The organism is Mesorhizobium sp. CNPSo 4671 (assembly GCF_057784245.1).
Genome location: NZ_JBWLUW010000008.1, coordinates 95,321 through 112,632 on the forward strand (window position 1 = coordinate 95,321; position 17,312 = coordinate 112,632).

Below are 17,312 nucleotides of genomic sequence, written 5' to 3' on the forward strand. Positions count from 1 at the left end.
TCTGACCGATCGTATTCGGAGCACGTCGATATTCAGCGCGTCCGTATGCGTGCGGTGCTGCTACACTTTGGGCATCAAGGTACAAGCGCCACCGTCAACGATCTCACGCCTTGGGCGCCACGGATCATGATGCCTTCAATATCGGCGGTGGCGGATGGTCCGGTAACCAATGCGGCGTAGCGGGCGGTCCTGAAGTCTGGCCGGCGATAGGCTTCCTGAAGCCCACCCTCGATCCGCATGGGATCAAGCAGCACCACAAGATGCTGCACGAGATAGCCGATCGCATTGACGACGTATTCGTCCTCACTGAACCACACGGAGCCCGTTTCGGCGACGCCAAAGCGCGCCCGCACGATGCCGACGGCGACATCCTCCAGCGATGCGGGAAGGGTTCGATAATTGATCGCCCTGTTGCCATCGATTCCCCGCACCGCGGATGCGATCACAGCATCCGAGCCGAAACGATCGGCTACCCAGGTTCGAACCTCGCCAAGACCTTGCAGCGTGACGCATGTGCCGCCCATGAGCGCCAGCGCCGTCGCGAAGCGCGAGGCGCGATCGCCTGCGGGCGTGGCGAAGAGCGGCACGTCGGGCAGCGACACCGGCGAAGGTTGTGCCTTGCGTATTTTCGCCAGGAAAACGTCGCGGGAGGTCATCTCGGCTGCTTCCGATTTTCGCGGTACCAGTCGCGGAAGGTTTGCACTGGGGCATCGGGAAGGTCGCGCTGCCGGCCCCAGATATTCAGCGGGTTGTAAAGCAGGAAGTTGGGCAGCCGTTTCAAGGCACCGCCAAGCGAGGCAATGGTGGCGCGATACAATGTCGGGCTGGCGAGCAGCCGCCCGGCCATCTTCAACACCTCCGCCTTGACGAACGGTGTCTCGTGCCGTGCGCTGATCACCTCGCGCCATTTGTAGATCTGTTCGTGGATGTTGATGCGCACCGGGCAGACGCTGGTGCAACTGCCGTTCAGCGTCGAGGCAAAGGGCAGCGCGCTGAAACGCTGCAGATCGAAGGTCGGATTGATGATGGCTCCGATCGGTCCCGAATAGGTGCTGCCATAGGATAGGCCGCCGCTGCGGCGATAGACCGGACAGGTATTCATGCAAGCGCCGCAGCGAATACATTTCAGCGATGGCCAGAAGTCCTCCATGGCGAGGCGTTCAGAGCGGCCGTTGTCGACCAGGATGAAGTGCATCTCGGTGCCTGGCCGGGGGCTGCGAAAATGCGAGGTGTACTGCGTGATCGGCGAACCCAGCCCGCTGCGTGACAACATCCGGATGAAGACGCCGAGATCGGAAAGGCGCGGTATCAGTTTCTCGATGCCGATCGAGGCAATGTGCAAAGGAGGAATGTTGGCGGACAGGTCGGCGTTGCCCTCGTTGGTGCAGACGACAACTGTGCCCGTCTCCGCGACCGCGAAATTGCAGCCGGTCATGCCCGCAGTCTTGCCGCGCAGGAAATGCGGGCGCGTGTCCATGCGCTGGCTTTCGGCGAGGTAATGGATGTCGCTGTTTGCGGGATCGGTGCCGATGGTGCGGCCAAACAACTCGGCCACGTCGCTGCGCAGCTTGTGCACCGCGGGAACAACCATGTGGCTTGGGTCCTGATTGTCGAGCTGCTGAATACGTTCGCCGAGATCGGTCTCCATCACCACGATGCCACGTGGCTCGAGATGGGCCCGCATCGCGCATTCGTCGGTGAGCATCGACTTGCTCTTGACCAGCGTGGTCATGCCGCGCTCGGACAAAAGGCTGAAGACGATCTCATTGTGCTCGCGGGCGTCGGCGGCAAAATGGACGACGACGCCGTTGCCTTCGGCCGCATCGACAAACTGCTCCACGTACTGGGCGAGATGAGAGAGCGTGTGCTCCTTGATGCCGGAAGCGAGATCGCGAAGGGTTTCCCATTCGGGTAAGCCGCGCGCCTGTGCGTCGCGCTTCAACCGCAAATCCCAAAGCCGCCGGTCGTGGAACGACACGTGGTCCGGCTTGGCGAGGAAATTGCCTGCGGCCTTGGCGTGATCGACCCGCTTGCTCATGCCCGAGCGCCATTCAGAATTTGCGCAATGTGGATGAAGCGCGCATTGAGCTTCATACGATCGGCGCAGCCTTGCTGGTGCATCAGGCACGACATGTCGCCGGACACGATGTATTCGGCGCCCGCGGCCAGATGATCACGTACCCTGTCCTGACCCATTCGCACGGAAACGGCCTCTTCGGTGACGGAGAACGTGCCGCCGAAGCCACAACATTCATCCGGCCGAGACGGTGCGACGAACTCGATCCCCTTGACGCCTTCCAGCAAGGCACGCGGCTTCGAGAACGGCGGCTCATCGATTTCGGATGCTGTCGCCTGGCGCAGATGCCGGAGGGCGCTGCAGCTGTTGTGCAGCCCGACGCGATGTGGAAATTCCGCCCAGGGGAACTCACGCACGTCCAGCACGTCGTGAAGAAACTCGGTCAGGTCATAGGCCGCCGCCCTGACGTGACGCACGGACGCAGTCTGCTCGATCGCGGTCAGGTGGGACCGCACATGATTGATGCAACTCGCCGAAGGTCCGACGACATAATCGTAGCCGGCGAAGTTGCTGACGAAGACAGCCTCCGCGCCTGCCGCTTCCTTTTGTGCGCCGCTGTTGGCCATGGGTTGACCGCAGCAGGTCTGCTCTTCGGGATAGTCCACGTCCAGACCCAGGCGCTCCAGCAGCTCGAGCGTGGCAATGCCGACCCCCGGATAAAACGCATCGATAAAGCACGGGACAAAGAGAGCGACTTTCATGGCAGCGCTTTACGCATCGCATTTTCTTTCGCCTGAGGCGCACGGAGTATAGGTGGCCGCAAAGGCCGAGTCATCCGGCGGATGACGGCTGCTCTCCCCCCGGTCGAGAGCCGAGCTGAGCTGACTTGGATGCGTGTTTCGAGATCGTCAAGGTTATGGTCAAGGAGACGGCCGCGACGTGACGCCGATCCGGAAATCAGCTCGCGGCGCTGAAGCGCAGGATTTCGCGGCCGTCCTTGTCTGATATGGCGAGCTTGCCGGCATCGACATGGTATGATGCCGCCTTGGCCAACGCATCGAACAACGCCTTTTCCTCGGCCATCACCTCTGGCGCACAAGCCTTGTAGGTCGAGCCGATCTCGCTGATCGCGATCGCCAGGCCATCTACCTTGGCGGTGGCGAAATAGGTGTTGCAGGGGCCGCTGCCGCCGGCCTTGCCGGCCTCGCTGACCCTGAACGTCGCCTGCGGCGCGGTGATGGCGCCAATGCCGTCGACATAGTCGACCACCCAGAGCTGGCCAAAGACGGAAGCGGTCGGCTCGGTGCCTGGCGCGACCATTTTCACCATGATGGTCTGCGGCGCATCGGTCAGTGGATCGACTTGATGACGCACATCGGAGATGAACATCAGCTTGCCGTCGACGATGATCCGCGCCTGCAACGCATAGGTCATCTGCGGCCGGATCACCGATGGATCGAACTTAATCTCGAAGCTGATCGGCACCTGGCCGGCCGGCTTGACAGTCTGCGCGCCGATGATCTTGGCCGGCGCATCGGCCAGCGAGACATCGGCAAGCTGGACTGAAAGCACTGCGCTGGGCGGCAGGGCGATGCGCTCGCGATAGATCACCTCGCCCCTCACCGCCTTTTCAGCGGCCACGGACAGTTCCGGCACAGCCAGGATGCCGACGACCAGAGGCACGAAACCGAAGACGAAGAACTCCGCGAGCCTGCCCAGCATGACCACCTCCCTTGCCCGGGTTGCCTATCCCCGGGTTGATCAACCCTGCGCAGTTGGCCAAAGGATTGCGGTCAATGCGTGGCTGCGACAGGATTATTCGGAGGGCGATTTCCAGCGCTTCGCCGCTTGGGCGTCGGCTTCCTTGGCCTCGACCCAGCCGCCCTCCGAACCATCGGTGCGATGCTCCTTCTTCCAGAAGGGTGCCCGTGACTTCAGATAATCCATGAGGAAGTTCGCCGCCTCGAACGCCGCCTGGCGATGCGCCGAAGCGGCCACCACCAGCACGATGTTCTCCCCGGGCACGATCTTGCCATGGCGGTGGATGACGGTGAGGCCTTGCAGCGGCCAGCGCTGAACCGCCTCGGTGGCGATGCGGCCGATCTCGGCCTCCGCCATGCCGGGATAATGCTCAAGCTCCAATGCCGAGAGCGCGCCCTGCTCGTCCCGGCAAAGACCCGAGAAAGTGACCACCGCGCCGATATCGGCACGGCCTTGCGTCAACCCGGCGATCTCGGCGGCAACGTCGAAATCCTGGCGCTGGATGCGCACGCTCGGCACCAGGGCGGCCGACATGGGTGTCAGCCCCCGGTCATCGGCGGGAACAGGGCGATCTCGCGCGCGCCCGCTATCTTCTCGCGGTGGTCGACATGTTCTTGGTTGATGGCAACGCGGATCACGTCGGGATATTGCAGTGCGTGTTCGTAGCCTTCGCCCCGCGATTGCAGCCAGCGCAAAAGGTCGGCGACCGTCTCGATGCCGGCGGGCAATTCGACATCCTCCTCAGGCATGCCGATCCTTTCGCGAACCCAGGCAAAATAGATGAGACGGGTCGTCATCTCACTCGTCCATAATGTGCTTGAGGCCGGCGCGGAAATAGTCGTAGCCGGTATAGAGCGTGACGAGTGCCGCGATCCACAGCAGCACCAGGCCGGTCTGCGTGGTCAGCGGGAAGATCTTGTCACCGGCCGGCCCCGCCAGCAGGAAGGCGATGGCGACCATCTGGATGGTGGTCTTCCACTTGGCAAGCTGCGTCACCGGCACCGAGACCTTGAGCGCCGCCAGATATTCACGCAGGCCCGAAACCAGGATTTCGCGGCACAGAATGATGATCGCCGCCCACAGCGACCAGCCGGCAATGCCGGCGTGGCGGTCGGTATCGGCCGCCAGCAGCAAAAGGCAGGTGGCGACCAGCAGCTTGTCGGCGATCGGATCGAGCATCTTGCCGATGTTGGAGGTCTGCTGCCAGGCGCGGGCAAAATAGCCATCGAAATAATCGGTGATGGACGCCAGCAGGAAAATGACCAGCGCCGACCAGCGGGCGAAGTCGCTCGATTTCAGATGGCCTTCAAGAAAAAAGCACAGCACCACCAGCGGCACCGCGATGATGCGGGCGTAGGTCAGCATGTTGGGCAGGTTGAACGCGCGCTGGGCCATATCTTGTGGACTCTTTCTGCCTGCGTACTCAAATCAGAAGGCAATGTAGGGGGTCAACAGGGCAGATTCGACTGGCCAGCTGAAACTGCAGAATTTTCTAACTTTCGTGGAAATGATTGTAGACCAGTTTGGCGATCTGTTCGGAAATGCCGTCGACTTTCTTTAAATCCTCGATCGCAGCGCGGCTGACCGCCTTGGCGGTGCCGAATGCCAACAGCAGCGCGCGCTTACGGCCGGGGCCGATGCCGGCGATCTCGTCAAGCGGGCTCTTGACCATCTCCTTCTTGCGCCGCGCCCGGTGCGAGCCGATGGCGAAGCGATGGACCTCATCGCGCAGGCGCTGGACGAAATAGAGCACGGGATCGCGCACCGGCAGTGAAAACGAGGCCTTTCCCTTGACGAAAAAGCGCTCGCGGCCGGCATCGCGGTCCTGCCCCTTGGCGATGCCGATCGCCACGACGCGGTACTCGATGCCGAGATCCGAGAGAATCTTGCGCACCGCCGTCATCTGACCCTGGCCGCCATCGATCAGGATGACGTCGGGCCAGGCCGGGAAGCTGCCGGAGACATCGTCTTCGATATCATCGGCCGCCTCGCCCGCTGCCGCATCGTCGGCCACGGCAACATCGCCATGCTCCTTGAGCAATCGCGAAAAACGCCGCTCCATCACCTCGCGCATCATGCCGAAATCGTCGCCTGGCGTGATTTCGGTCGAGCGGATGTTGAATTTCCGGTACTGGTTTTTGACAAACCCTTCCGGTCCCGCCACGACCATAGCGCCGACCGCATTGGTGCCCATAATGTGCGAGTTGTCGTAGACCTCGATGCGCACCGGCGGCTTGGCCAGGCCGAAGGTCTCGGCGAAACCGGCAAGCAACCGCCCTTGCGTCGAGGTTTCGGCCAGCCTGCGGCCCAACGCCTCACGGGCGTTCTGCAGGGCGTTGTCGGTCAGATCCTTCTTCTCGCCGCGCTGCGGCACCGAGATCGCCACCTTGCGGCCAGCGCGGGTGGAGAGTGCCTCGGCCAGCAATTCCTGGTCCTCGACGGTCTGCGACAGGAAAATGGCACGCGGCGTCGGCTTGTCGTCATAGAACTGCGCGAGGAACGAGCCCAGCACTTCCGCTCCCTCCAGCGCCGGATCGGCCTTGGGGAAATAGGCGCGGTTGCCCCAGTTCTGGCCGGTGCGGAAGAAGAACACCTGGATGCAGACCTGGCCGCCTTCCTGATGGATGGCGAAGACATCGGCCTCGTCGACGGTCGCCGGGTTGATGCCCTGATGGCTCTGCACATGCGACAGGGCCGCCAGCCGGTCGCGATAGATGGCGGCGCGTTCGAAATCGAGGTCTTCAGATGCCTGCTGCATGGCGGCCGAAATCTCGGTCTTCACCTTCTGGCTGCGGCCGGACAAGAAATCCTTCGCCTCGGCGACCAGTTCGGCATAGCCCTCATGCGAGATTTCGCCGGTGCAGGGGCCGGCGCAGCGCTTGATCTGGTAGAGCAGGCACGGCCGCGTGCGGTTCTCGTAAAAAGAATTTGTGCAGCTGCGAAGCAGGAAGGCCCGCTGCAGCGAATTGATGGTGCGGCCGACGGCGCCGGCCGAGGCAAAGGGGCCGAAATAGTCGCCCTTGCGCGACCGCGCGCCGCGATGCTTGTAGATACCGGGCGACACGTGGTCGCCGGTCAGGAGAATATAGGGGAACGACTTGTCGTCCCGCATCAGCACATTGAATCGCGGCCGCAAGCGCTTGATAAGATTGGCTTCGAGCAGCAGCGCTTCGATCTCGGTGCGGGTGACGACGAACTCCATCGTCGACGTCTCGCGCACCATGCGGCCGATGCGGTTGGTGTGGAACCGGCCTTGCGCGTAGTTGGTGACGCGCTTCTTCAGGCTGCGCGCCTTGCCGACATAGAGCACGTCGCCGGCGGCGTTCATCATGCGGTAGACGCCGGGCGCGTTGGGCAGCCGCTTGACCAGCGTCTGGATCACCTCGGCACCGACCATGCCTTCGGCATCGCCGGCATGCGGCGTCCAGTCGATGGCTGTGAAGGCAACATCCGGGCCGGCCGGTTCGACGATCTCCTCCAGCGCCTCATCCTCGAGGTCAATTTCGGGAGGCAGATCATCGGCGCCGCCGCGCGGCTTGTTCTTGTGATCCAAAGGACTCATTCCGCCATGCCTGTCACATCGGGCGTCTGCCATGCAAGATGCTGGCCGCCATCGAGCGCGATCATCTGGCCAGTGACCGAGCGCGCATCCCAGAGATAGCGGATGGTGGCGCCGAATTCCGGCAATTCCGGGCCGCGCTTCAGGATCAGGCCGGCGAGCTGTGCGTCAAAGTCGGAATTGTCCTGGCGCACATTTTTCAGCGTCGGGCCGGGACCGATCGCGTTGACACGAATGCGCGGGCCGAGCGCTTGCGCCAACATCTGCGTCTGGGTCCACAACGCGGATTTGGACAGCGCATAGGAGAAATAGCGCGGCGTCGGGCGCCAGACGCGCTGGTCGATGATGTTGACGATCAGCCCCTCCTGCCGTTCCGGCAAGGAGCGGGCGAAATTCTGCGCCAACAGCGCCGGGGTTTTCACGTGAATGGCAAAGTGGCGGTCCCAGGCCTGCCAGTCGAAATCCTCAACGGAATCGTCGACGAAGAGCGAAGCGTTGTTGACCAGCAGCGAGATTGGGCCCAGCGCGGCTTCGGCCTGGCCGACGAGGTCGCTGACGGCGTCCATGTCCGTCAGGTCGGCACTTACCACCGCTGCGCGACCGCCAGACTGTTTGATTCCCGCGGCCAAGGCATCGGCCTCGTCGCCCGAGCGATTGGCGTGGATGGCGACCGCAAAACCATGGCTGGCGAGGTCTTCGACAATCGCCTTGCCGATCCGTTTGGCCCCGCCCGTCACCAGCGCCGCGGCAGTGGCTTTGCTCATCTGTTGTCAATCCTCAATTTCGGCCCGAAAACACGACGCCGACGAAATATGGCTCGGCATGCGTTAAACGGCATTCGCACCTGGGGCAGCATTGTGGCGAAACGCCCGGTTCGGCATGCCGACTCGTCTTGGAGCCGGACCCGCCGGACCGCAATATAGGACGCTGGACTCCTTGTACCAAGCGGTGTGCAGCGCAGCATGAAATGGCTGCTGACATTTCGCTGTTGCGAAGATGCAACGTCAAGGTTCCGCCTCATTCGCGCCGGGTAATGACCCAAGTTCAGGTTCGCTTCAGCCGCATTTTGACACGACATTTGGAACCGACGAACGCCAGATCCGTTTCACCCCCCGGACGGGTTGATGGCGATCGTGAGAAACAAGCCTGTGTCCTGTGGCTTAAGGAGTAAAGAACAATGCAAGCCAATCTCAAATTCGCACGGCCGTTGGCCGTTGCGCTCGGGCTCTTCGCCCTCGGTGGTACTGCCTATGCCGCAGACGTCGTCCAGGAAGAGCCCCCGGCACCCGCTCCGGTTGCCGAACTGCCTGTCGCATCCTGGGCCGGCCCTTACGCCGGTATCAACCTCGGCTATGGCTTTAGCGGCCGTACCAAGGAGAAGGATTTCGGCGATTCGACCGACACCAAGGGTTTCATCGGCAGTGTCTTCGGCGGCTATCAGTGGCAGCAGGAGAACTTCGTGTACGGCGGTGAAGCCGAACTCGGCTACAACGGCGTCAAGGGTGACGATAACGGCATCAACTCCAAGGCCGGCTTCGAAGGCTCGCTGCGTGCCCGTCTCGGCTACGCTGTGACCCCCGAAATCCTGCTCTACGGCACCGGCGGTCTCGCCGGCAGAAGCCTGAAGGTGGAAGACACCGTCCTCGGCGCCAGCGACCGCGCCACGATGATCGGCTGGACGGCCGGCGTCGGCACCGACATCAAGCTGACCGACAACATCTTCGGCCGTGTCGAGTACCGTTACACGGATTTCGGCTCGAAGGACTTCGACGGTATCGGCAAGGTCAAGGCCACCGACAACCGCGTCACCTTCGGCGTCGGTATGAAGTTCTAAGTCGTTCAAGCCACGACACGAAAAAGCCGGGCCTCGCGCCCGGCTTTTTTATTGCCTGTCTCCTCCCACCTGCCTCCCCTTGCGGAACAGGAGAAGCCCGCAAAATAGCCGTTGCACGCTCCCGAGCCTTGTGCCTATAGTTAGTACGTGTCTCGCACGAACAAACAGATGCACCTGTGACGACCCCGCAAACAGGCCTGACACAAGGCCAGGCGAGGTCGGGATGCGAACCGGAACACTCGGTCAAAAGGGGATTTGCAACGTGAACCGCTTTCAGAAACTGTCTACCGCGGCGCTCGTCGCGGCATCTTTCGCGCCGGCAGCACATGCCGATGACAAGCTGACGATCGGCATCGTCACCTTCTCGACCTCCGACGTCGACACCAACCAGATGGTCGACACGATGAGCAAGGAGGCCCAGTCCAAGGGCTGGACGGTGGAAACCCTCAACGCCAATGGCGATCCTTCGCAGGCGATCACCTCGATCAAGCAACTGGCGACCAAGAAGGTGAACGCCATCATCGTCACGGTGTTCGATTCGACCGGCCTCGCCGCCGGGCTGCAAGCGGCGGCCGATGCCAACATTCCGGTGCTTTCCGCCGGCGGCGGCATGGCCGACGGCATTGCGCTTTCGGCCAGCACCGGAGCGGCGCCGCCACTGCTCGACCTTATGCTGAAGGACATAGGCAATGCCGGCACCGTGCTCGACCTGACCTATCACCCCGGCATTCCGTGCCGCGAGCGGGCCGACGCCTTCGATGCCGCGGTGAAGGCCAATCCGGGGCTGAAGGCAACGTCGCACGAGATCAGCATTCCAGGTGCGGCCGAATCCTCGCAGGCCGCAACCAGTGCCTGGCTTGCCGCCAATGCCAATGCCAAGGGGCCTTTCGCGATCTTCAACTGCTATGACGACAACGCCATGGGCGCGATCGCGGCGCTGAAGCAGAACGGCCGCAGCGATGTGAAGGTCTATTCGTTCAACGCCACGGCGCCCGCCGTCCAGGCGGTCAAGGACGGGACGATGACCGCGACGCTCGGCGTCGACCTGACGTCCGCCGGCAAGATGCTGGTCGACCAGATCCCCGACATACTGGCGGCCGGCGACAAGTGGCAGCCGAAATCCTTCGTGCCGGGCTACACGCTGGTCACCAAGGACAATGTCGACCAGTTCATGAAGGACAATCCGCAGTAAGTCCTGCAGATTGACGGTGCGGCCGGGCACGCCCGGTCACACCGGAGTTCCATCATGCACAGAGCCGTCATGACCGCTGATCATCCCTTGCCCGAAACCTCCGCTCCGGCGGAGGCCGCCTTGCCGGTCGCGCAGGCCGGGTCTCTCCCTCCCGGCATGCGTGACCGGCGGGCGCTTCTGATGCGCCTGCTCGGCACCTATGGCACCATCATCGTGCTGGCGCTGATGCTGGCGATCTTCTCGGTGCTGCAGCCGGGGACCTTCGCGACGATCGGCAATTTCCGCAACATCATCAACGACATGGCGATCGGCACCATCGTCGCGGTGGGCCTCACCGTGCCGCTCGTGGCCGGCGATTTCGATCTCAGCATCGGCTATGTCGCGAGTTTTTGCGGCCTGCTCGTGGTCGGCCTGTTGAGCAGCGGTCTGTCCATCCCGCTGGCCGTCGTTCTCGTCATCGCGCTCGGCACGATCGTCGGCATCGTCAACGGACTCGTCGTCTCCAAGATCGGCGTCAACGCCTTCATCGCCACGCTCGGCACCGGCACCATCGTCGTCGGGCTGAACTACGCCTATTCCGGCGGCATCCCGCTGCAGCTCACCCAATCACGTGAGTTCACCAGGATCGCCATCGGCCGGATCGCCGGGGTACCGCATCTGGTCATCATCATGGCGGTGGTGCTCATCCTTCTGTGGGTGATCCTCAACCGCACGGTGCAGGGCCAGCACATCAAGGCGATCGGCGTCAGTCCGGAATCGGCGCGCCGCGCCGGCGTCGCCGTCGACCGCAGCCGCATCGTCGCTTTCGCCATTGCCAGCACATGCGCGGCCATTGGCGGCGTGCTGATGGCCTCCAACCTCGGCTCCGGCCAGGCGACGGCTGGCGACAGTTTCATGCTGACCTCGTTCTCCGCCGCCTTCCTCGGTTCAGCGGCGCTTAGGGAAGGTCAGTTCCACATTCTCGGCACGCTGATCGGCGTGCTGACGGTCGCCGTCGGCAACAACGGCCTGGCCATGATCGGCGCGCCGATCTTCACCCAGTTCCTGTTCACCGGCACCCTGCTCGTCGTCGCCGTGGCGCTCGGCGGCATCGGCCGCCGCTTCGCGAGGGGCTAGGCCATGGCACCTGACACACTGCTCAGCCTGCGCCGCATCTGCCGAAGCTTTGGCGGCATCCAGGCGCTCGACGCGGTTTCGCTCGATATCGCCAGGGGCGACATTATCGGCCTGGTGGGCGACAATGGCGCCGGCAAGTCGACGCTGATCAAGATCCTGGCTGGCGCGCATGACCCGACTTCCGGCGAGGTGCTCCTCGAAGGCCAGCCGCGCAAACTGTCGCCGCCGGCCGAGGCACAGCGCCTCGGCATCGAGACGGTCTACCAGGACCTGTCGCTGATCGGCACCTTCACGGCGGCCGAGAATTTCTTCCTCGGGCGCGAATTGGCGCATGGGCGCGGCCCGGCGCTGTTGCGCTGGATCCGCCTGAAATCGATGGGCGACACCGCGATTAAGGGGCTCGACGAGTTGCACATCGACATCCCCGGCGTGCGCTCGAAAACGGTCGAGCGCATGTCCGGCGGCCAGCGCCAATTGGTGGCGATCGCACGCGGTGCCTTCTGGGGCCATAAGCTGTTGCTGCTCGACGAACCGACGGCGGCACTCGGCGTGCGCGAATCGCGCGAGGTGCTCGAGCTGATCAAACGGCTGGGCGCCAAGGGACTGACCATCGTCATGGTCACCCACAATCTCGATCATCTCTGGCAGGTCTGCAATCGGGTGGTGGTGATGCGCAGGGGCCGCAAGGCCGCCGATCTGCCAAGTTCCGCCACCAACATGGAAGAGGTCGTCGCCTACATAACCGGCGCCAAGGAGGCGATGACCGCCGCGGCCATGGAGGCCGGCGCATGAGCGCGACCGACGCAATGACGCTGGGCCGGCTGCTGGCGAACGCCCCCAATCGCTGGGGCCATTGGGGCGCAGACGACGAGATCGGCGCGCTCAACTATCTCACGCCTGACGAGGTCAAGCGCGCGCTGGCGACAGTGCGGGACGGTCGCACCTTCACGCTTGGCGTGCCGATCGGCAGCCCCGAAGGCGACGCGGTGTTCCCCGGCCGCTGGCCGGCCAAGCATTTCATGGTCGCCGACAAGGCCGGGTTCGAGAACGGCCATTGGCATCCCCTGCCCGGCGGGCTCGAATTCGCCGATGACTATGTCACCGGCTTCGCGCAGGCCGGCACGCATTGCGAAGCGCTCGGCCATATGTGGTTCGACGACACGCTGTGGAACGGCTTTCCGGCATCGAGCACCAATGGCGGTATGACCAAGGCCGGCATCATGCCAATCGCCGAGCGCGGCATTGTCGGACGTGGCGTGCTGCTCGACATTGCCCGCTTCCGCGGCAAGCCGGTGCTCGATCGCGCCGAGACCTTCTCTCATCACGATTTGATGGACTGCGCCCGGGCGCAAGGCGTCGAGATCCTGCCGCGCAGCATCCTGCTCATCCGCACCGGCTGGGTCGGTGCGCTGGCAGCGGGAATTCAGACAGTGGGCGAAAGCTATTGGGAACCTGGCCTGACCTTCTCGTTGGACCTCGTGCGCTGGTTCGACGCCATGCAGGTGCCTTGTCTGGTCACCGACACGCTGGCCAACGAGACCACCTACGATCCCGAGACCGGCCTGATGCTGGTGCTGCATGCAGCACTGATGCGCAATCTCGGCGTCGTCTTCACCGAAATGGCCGCGCTCGACCAGCTTGCCGACGATTGCGCGGCGGACCGGCGCTACGAAGGCTTTTACTGCGCCAGCCCCGCCAAGGTGAGCAAGGGCACGGGCGGCTCGGCAAATCCGGTTTTCATCAAGTAGACGGAATGGCTTCAATGACTTCTGCGGACAATGAACTCTGTTTCCTGCCGGCTGCTGAACTGGCACAGCGCATCCGGCGCCGCGACCTGTCGCCGGTCGAGGTCACAGAGGCTTACCTGCGCCGCATCGAGGCGCGAAACCCCGTCATCAACGCTTACACGCTGGTCCTCGGCGACGAAGCGATGGACGCTGCCCGCGTTGCCGAGAAAGAGGTGATGGCCGGTGTTCCGCTCGGCCCTCTGCATGGCGTGCCGGTCGGCATCAAGGATCTCGACGATGTCGCCGACGTGCCGACATCGATGGCGTCGCGCGCCGTGCACAACAGGGTGCCGCAAACCAACGCCGCGGCTGTCGAGCGCCTGCTCGAAGCCGGCGCCATCGTGCTCGGCAAGACCAACACGCCGGAGTTCGGTCACAAGGGCATTACCGACAATCTCCGCTTCGGGCCGACCAGCACGCCTTTCGCGATCGGCTACAATTCCGGCGGCTCGTCGGGCGGCAGTGCCGCAGCCGTCGCCGACGGCATGGCGGCGCTGGCGCAAGGCACCGATGGCGGCGGCTCGGTGCGCATCCCCGCCTCGTTCAGCGGCACTGTCGGCTTCAAGCCCTCCTTCGGCCGCATTCCTTCCGTGACGCGCCCCGACGGTTTCCTGTGGGCACATCCGCTTGTCCATATCGGACCGCTGGCGCGCACCGTCGGCGACGCCGCGCTGATGACCAAGGTGATGGCCGGTCCGCACAGCCGCGATCCGCTCAGCCTGCCCGACGATGGCGTCGACTATGTCGGCGCGGCGAGCGGACCCTTCCGGCCGCTGCGCGTCGCCTACAGTCCGCGCCTCGGCAATTTCCCGGTCGACCCTAAGGTCGCGGCCGTGGTCGCCGACGCGGTCGCGGCCATGCGCGACAACGGCATTGCGGTCGACGAGATCGAACTCGATTTCAGGGCCGACCACAAGGACCTCGCGGCACTTTGGGTGCGTACGATCTCGATCCACTACGCGGCAATCGCGGTCTACTGGAAACAGGAAGGCATCGACCTGATGGGCGAGCATGCCGGCGTGCTCACCCCGCAATTCCTCGCCATGCTGAAGGACGCCTACAAAGTGTCCGCCGTCGACCACGCGCTCGACGATCTCCTGCGCACCGGCGTGCATGACGGGCTCGAGGATGTGTTTGCGAGCCACGATCTGATCGTATCGCCGACGCTTGCCATTCCGCCGGTCAAGAACGCCACCGACGGCAACACGATCGGACCGACCTCCATCAACGGCGAGGCGGTCGATCCGCTGATCGGCTGGTGCATGACCTATCCGATCAACTACACCGGCCATCCGGCAATCTCGGTTCCAGCCGGCCTGACCGCACAGGGCCTGCCGGTCGGCCTGCAGATCATCGGGCGACGGCATGCCGATGAGAGCGTGCTCAACATGGCGGCGCGCTTCGAGCGCATCAGGCCATGGTTCCAGACTTATCCGGGCTTAGCCGGGTAACCAGGCATATCACTCAAGAATGCGCAGCGGCTTGGAATAACGAGACGACGAATTGCAACCGGCTACGAAATCGCCATTGAATTTTTTGACACACTGCCAGCGGCAGCGCGGACGAACCACCGATCACGACGCAGCTATCTACTTTCGCCGGCTTCCGCTTTATTTAGGCTTTGCTGCGGGTGACGTTGCGTTCGAGGTTGCTATGCCTGCCATCGCGGCGGGTCCAATCGTATCCGATGATGGCCCCATGCTGTTGGCTATCGTTTGCGCCTTGGCGAACACCTTGCTCCATTCGAGATTACCTGGGTCCCAGTGCGTGTCTGGGCTGGGACAGTCCCCGTGGCCATACCACCCTGCGACGGTGCCGTAGTTTCCAGATGTACGGTGCGGATTTGGCCCCGCCTTGCCGAAATCGCCGTCGGCCCAAGGACGTGTAAGCGGTATTCCGTATTCGACGAAGCAAACAGCCATCAGCGAAGCCAAGGCCTCCACGGTGCCATCGTCAGGCAGCCACGGCGTGGGTTTCGAGAAGCCGATCATTTCTATTTGCACCAACGCTTTGTTGTTGTGTGCCTTCAGCGCGGCGCCAATGGTCCCCACCTGGACCAATTGAGCAATTCGTACTTCTTTGGCTGTCGCATCGTATCCGAGCATGAAGTGCGGAGCATAGTGTACTCGGAAGATTGCCAAACTGCCGGCCCAGCCTCCTTCCGTGGTATGGAGAACGCCGGTCCTCGGCGTGGTCGGAGAGACCGGTGTGTTGTAGTGCGGTATGCCGGCGATATGGGAAATTGGGAATGCTCCGGCTTGGTCCAACCATGGCTTGAATGGAAGTTTCACGGATTTCTCCCTTCGCGATTTCTGACCCCTTAAGGAAAGCTGGCTAGATCGTCTCTCTCCCAGCAAAAGGCCGACTGTCAAAACAAACAAAGCAACGCCGCCAAAGCAAGCGCCTTGACCATGCACGCTCCCCAGTAGTTTTCGATTTCAGAGTAACTGTGTATTTAGAATGCGCTAAACCACGATATTGTCAATCGCGTTTTGCGCACCACATCGGGTAGGGGCGACGACATCAATTGGCGCGGCGCCGATATTGGAGAGTAACGTTTATAGCCCTTTCTCGCGTCTCTACGAATAACCTGTCATGGGCGTCGCATGCCGCAGGACTCAAGCGATGAGGTCAGGCTTTGCGCTGAGATTGACTTGCGCGTTGCGACCGGTGCGCCATCGGGGCGCCACCCCGCTAGCCAAGTTAAAACGGCTAGGGTCTAGATCGGCAGCTGCAACAACTCCGAAATCACCAGGCCTGCGGCGCCGAGTAATGCCGCACCATCGCCCGCATCGCCGGCGATGAATTCGATCGCGCCGCCCGGGCGCGACGGCACCATAGCACGGACATGGTCAGCGATCGCGGCGAGCAGACGATCGCCGCCGAGCACGACGTCGCCATGCAGGATGAAGATGTTGGGCGCCACCGTCTGCTGCAGATTGGCGATGCCGACCGCCACGTTGCGGGCATAGCGGTCGAGCAGCTTTTCGGCGCCTGGCAGTCGGCGATCGGCCATGTCGACAAGGCGGGCCGAGTCGATTAGATGGGGTTCGGGCAGGCCAGCATTGGCACCCTCGCGCCGTAGCCAGCTCAGCGTGGCGATGGTGTCCCAGCAGCCGCGCCGGCCGCAGCGGCAGAGCTCGCCATCGAGCTGCACGAAAGTGTGGCCGAGCTCGCCGCCCGCGCCGGACGTGCCGCGATGGAGATGGCCGTCGAAATAGAGCGCACCGCCCAGCACTTCGCCGGTGTAGACGACCGCGAATTGCCTGACGCCACGGCCGGCGCCGAACCAGCGGTCACCGACCAGCAGGGCGCGCGGATGATGATCGAGCTTGACCGGCAGGCCGAAGCGCCGGCCGAGATCGTCGGCCAGCGGATAACGGTCGAGCGCCGGGGCCAGATTGACGGTGACGATCGAGCCGCGATCGGTGTCGACCATGCCGCCGACGGCCACACCGATGCCAAAGGGTTTGCGCCGTGCCTTGGCAAGCGTGTCGCCAACACATTCGGCAATCGTCTCGATGATCGGTGCGACCTGCCCCCTGCCGTCCGGCAGCACCATCTTGCGTTCCGACTCGATCTTTCCGTCGAGCGTCGCCACGCAGGCGTGCACCGCGTCCGGCATCAAGAGCACGCCGCAGATGGGACGGGCTCTCGGCGAAAACCACAGCGGCCGCGCCGGCTTGCCACCACCGGGATTGGCGGGCATGGGATCGCTCTCGACCAGCACCTCGTCGTCGATCAGCGGCTGCACGATGCCGGAAATCGTCGTGCGGTTGACGCCGGCCATGCGCGCGAGTTCGGCGCGGCTGGTGGGGCCGAGATCGAACAGCGCCTGCAGGACGCGGCCACGATTGGTCGAGCCGACCATGGAGGACGAGAGCAGCGCCTTGCGCGGGCGCCCTGCCCGCTCCACGGCAGCGCCATCACCGGGCGGCGTGAATGTGGCATGGCCTGCGCCATTCGGGCTGTCTTCGCTGGTTATGGTCATTGTCCGATTTTCGCGCCGCCATTCTCAAAAACCTTTCTAGCCCAGGAGCTTGCCG

The 17,312-nt window shown here is 63.3% G+C and carries 17 protein-coding genes; 6 read left to right on the plus strand and 11 right to left on the minus strand.

The genetic code is table 11. The features are described from left to right. Nucleotides 1-74 precede the first annotated feature (74 nt). From AC04SF_RS22335 to AC04SF_RS22375, 9 genes are all read right to left on the minus strand, one after another. Nucleotides 75-656 carry a LutC/YkgG family protein gene (locus tag AC04SF_RS22335; RefSeq protein WP_488479551.1) on the minus strand — a complete coding sequence of 194 codons (582 nt, stop codon included), beginning with the start codon at nucleotides 654-656 and terminating at the stop codon, nucleotides 75-77. Continuing rightward, nucleotides 653-2,038, minus strand: coding sequence for a lactate utilization protein B (locus tag AC04SF_RS22340; RefSeq protein ID WP_488479552.1), 1,386 nt, complete (start codon nucleotides 2,036-2,038; stop codon nucleotides 653-655). Before AC04SF_RS22340 ends, AC04SF_RS22335 begins: the two co-directional genes overlap by 4 nt. Next, nucleotides 2,035-2,778, minus strand: a complete 744-nt coding sequence (locus AC04SF_RS22345; protein WP_488479553.1) for a (Fe-S)-binding protein — start codon at nucleotides 2,776-2,778, stop codon at nucleotides 2,035-2,037. The genes AC04SF_RS22340 and AC04SF_RS22345 overlap by 4 nt, the downstream gene beginning before the upstream one ends. A 196-nt stretch (nucleotides 2,779-2,974) precedes the next feature. Next, a complete protein-coding gene (locus AC04SF_RS22350) occupies nucleotides 2,975-3,739 on the minus strand; it encodes a YbaY family lipoprotein (RefSeq protein ID WP_488479554.1) in 765 nt (254 codons plus the stop codon). A gap of 93 nt (nucleotides 3,740-3,832) precedes the next feature. Beyond that, nucleotides 3,833-4,312: a molybdenum cofactor biosynthesis protein MoaE gene (locus tag AC04SF_RS22355; protein ID WP_488479555.1), complete on the minus strand. Its 480-nt coding sequence runs from the start codon at nucleotides 4,310-4,312 to the stop codon at nucleotides 3,833-3,835. A gap of 5 nt (nucleotides 4,313-4,317) precedes the next feature. Beyond that, nucleotides 4,318-4,575: a molybdopterin converting factor subunit 1 gene (moaD, locus tag AC04SF_RS22360; protein WP_027034532.1), complete on the minus strand. Its 258-nt coding sequence runs from the start codon at nucleotides 4,573-4,575 to the stop codon at nucleotides 4,318-4,320. A 1-nt stretch (nucleotide 4,576) separates the two neighbouring features. Further along, complete coding sequence (pgsA, locus tag AC04SF_RS22365; protein WP_013896263.1) at nucleotides 4,577-5,173, minus strand: CDP-diacylglycerol--glycerol-3-phosphate 3-phosphatidyltransferase; 597 nt, start codon at nucleotides 5,171-5,173, stop codon at nucleotides 4,577-4,579. A gap of 97 nt (nucleotides 5,174-5,270) precedes the next feature. Then, on the minus strand, nucleotides 5,271-7,340 hold the full coding sequence (gene uvrC / locus AC04SF_RS22370; RefSeq protein ID WP_488479556.1) for an excinuclease ABC subunit UvrC: 2,070 nt from the start codon (nucleotides 7,338-7,340) through the stop codon (nucleotides 5,271-5,273). After that, nucleotides 7,337-8,101, minus strand: a complete 765-nt coding sequence (locus AC04SF_RS22375) for an SDR family oxidoreductase (RefSeq protein WP_488479557.1) — start codon at nucleotides 8,099-8,101, stop codon at nucleotides 7,337-7,339. Before AC04SF_RS22375 ends, uvrC begins: the two co-directional genes overlap by 4 nt. 413 nt (nucleotides 8,102-8,514) lie before the next feature. On the opposite strand from AC04SF_RS22375, the gene AC04SF_RS22380 reads away from it, so the two are divergent. The 6 genes from AC04SF_RS22380 (at nucleotide 8,515) to AC04SF_RS22405 (ending at nucleotide 14,717) form a co-directional block, all read left to right on the plus strand. Beyond that, on the plus strand, nucleotides 8,515-9,171 hold the full coding sequence (locus tag AC04SF_RS22380; RefSeq protein WP_488479558.1) for an outer membrane protein: 657 nt from the start codon (nucleotides 8,515-8,517) through the stop codon (nucleotides 9,169-9,171). Between the two features lie 262 nt (nucleotides 9,172-9,433). After that, nucleotides 9,434-10,363, plus strand: coding sequence for a sugar ABC transporter substrate-binding protein (locus tag AC04SF_RS22385; protein WP_488479559.1), 930 nt, complete (start codon nucleotides 9,434-9,436; stop codon nucleotides 10,361-10,363). Between the two features lie 54 nt (nucleotides 10,364-10,417). After that, nucleotides 10,418-11,479: an ABC transporter permease gene (locus AC04SF_RS22390; protein WP_488479560.1), complete on the plus strand. Its 1,062-nt coding sequence runs from the start codon at nucleotides 10,418-10,420 to the stop codon at nucleotides 11,477-11,479. Nucleotides 11,480-11,482: 3 nt separating this feature from the next. Continuing rightward, entirely contained in the window at nucleotides 11,483-12,271 is a 789-nt protein-coding gene (locus tag AC04SF_RS22395; RefSeq protein ID WP_488479561.1) for an ATP-binding cassette domain-containing protein, read from the plus strand. Continuing rightward, on the plus strand, nucleotides 12,268-13,227 hold the full coding sequence (locus tag AC04SF_RS22400; RefSeq protein WP_488479562.1) for a cyclase family protein: 960 nt from the start codon (nucleotides 12,268-12,270) through the stop codon (nucleotides 13,225-13,227). Before AC04SF_RS22395 ends, AC04SF_RS22400 begins: the two co-directional genes overlap by 4 nt. A 14-nt stretch (nucleotides 13,228-13,241) precedes the next feature. Continuing rightward, complete coding sequence (locus AC04SF_RS22405; RefSeq protein WP_488479563.1) at nucleotides 13,242-14,717, plus strand: amidase; 1,476 nt, start codon at nucleotides 13,242-13,244, stop codon at nucleotides 14,715-14,717. A 159-nt stretch (nucleotides 14,718-14,876) separates the two neighbouring features. Here AC04SF_RS22405 and AC04SF_RS22410 read toward each other — a convergent pair whose 3' ends face one another. Both AC04SF_RS22410 and AC04SF_RS22415 read right to left on the minus strand, forming a co-directional pair. Then, nucleotides 14,877-15,557 carry an N-acetylmuramoyl-L-alanine amidase gene (locus AC04SF_RS22410; RefSeq protein ID WP_096456519.1) on the minus strand — a complete coding sequence of 227 codons (681 nt, stop codon included), beginning with the start codon at nucleotides 15,555-15,557 and terminating at the stop codon, nucleotides 14,877-14,879. 428 nt (nucleotides 15,558-15,985) lie between these two features. Then, nucleotides 15,986-17,257 carry an ROK family protein gene (locus tag AC04SF_RS22415; protein ID WP_488479564.1) on the minus strand — a complete coding sequence of 424 codons (1,272 nt, stop codon included), beginning with the start codon at nucleotides 17,255-17,257 and terminating at the stop codon, nucleotides 15,986-15,988. Nucleotides 17,258-17,312 lie beyond the last annotated feature (55 nt).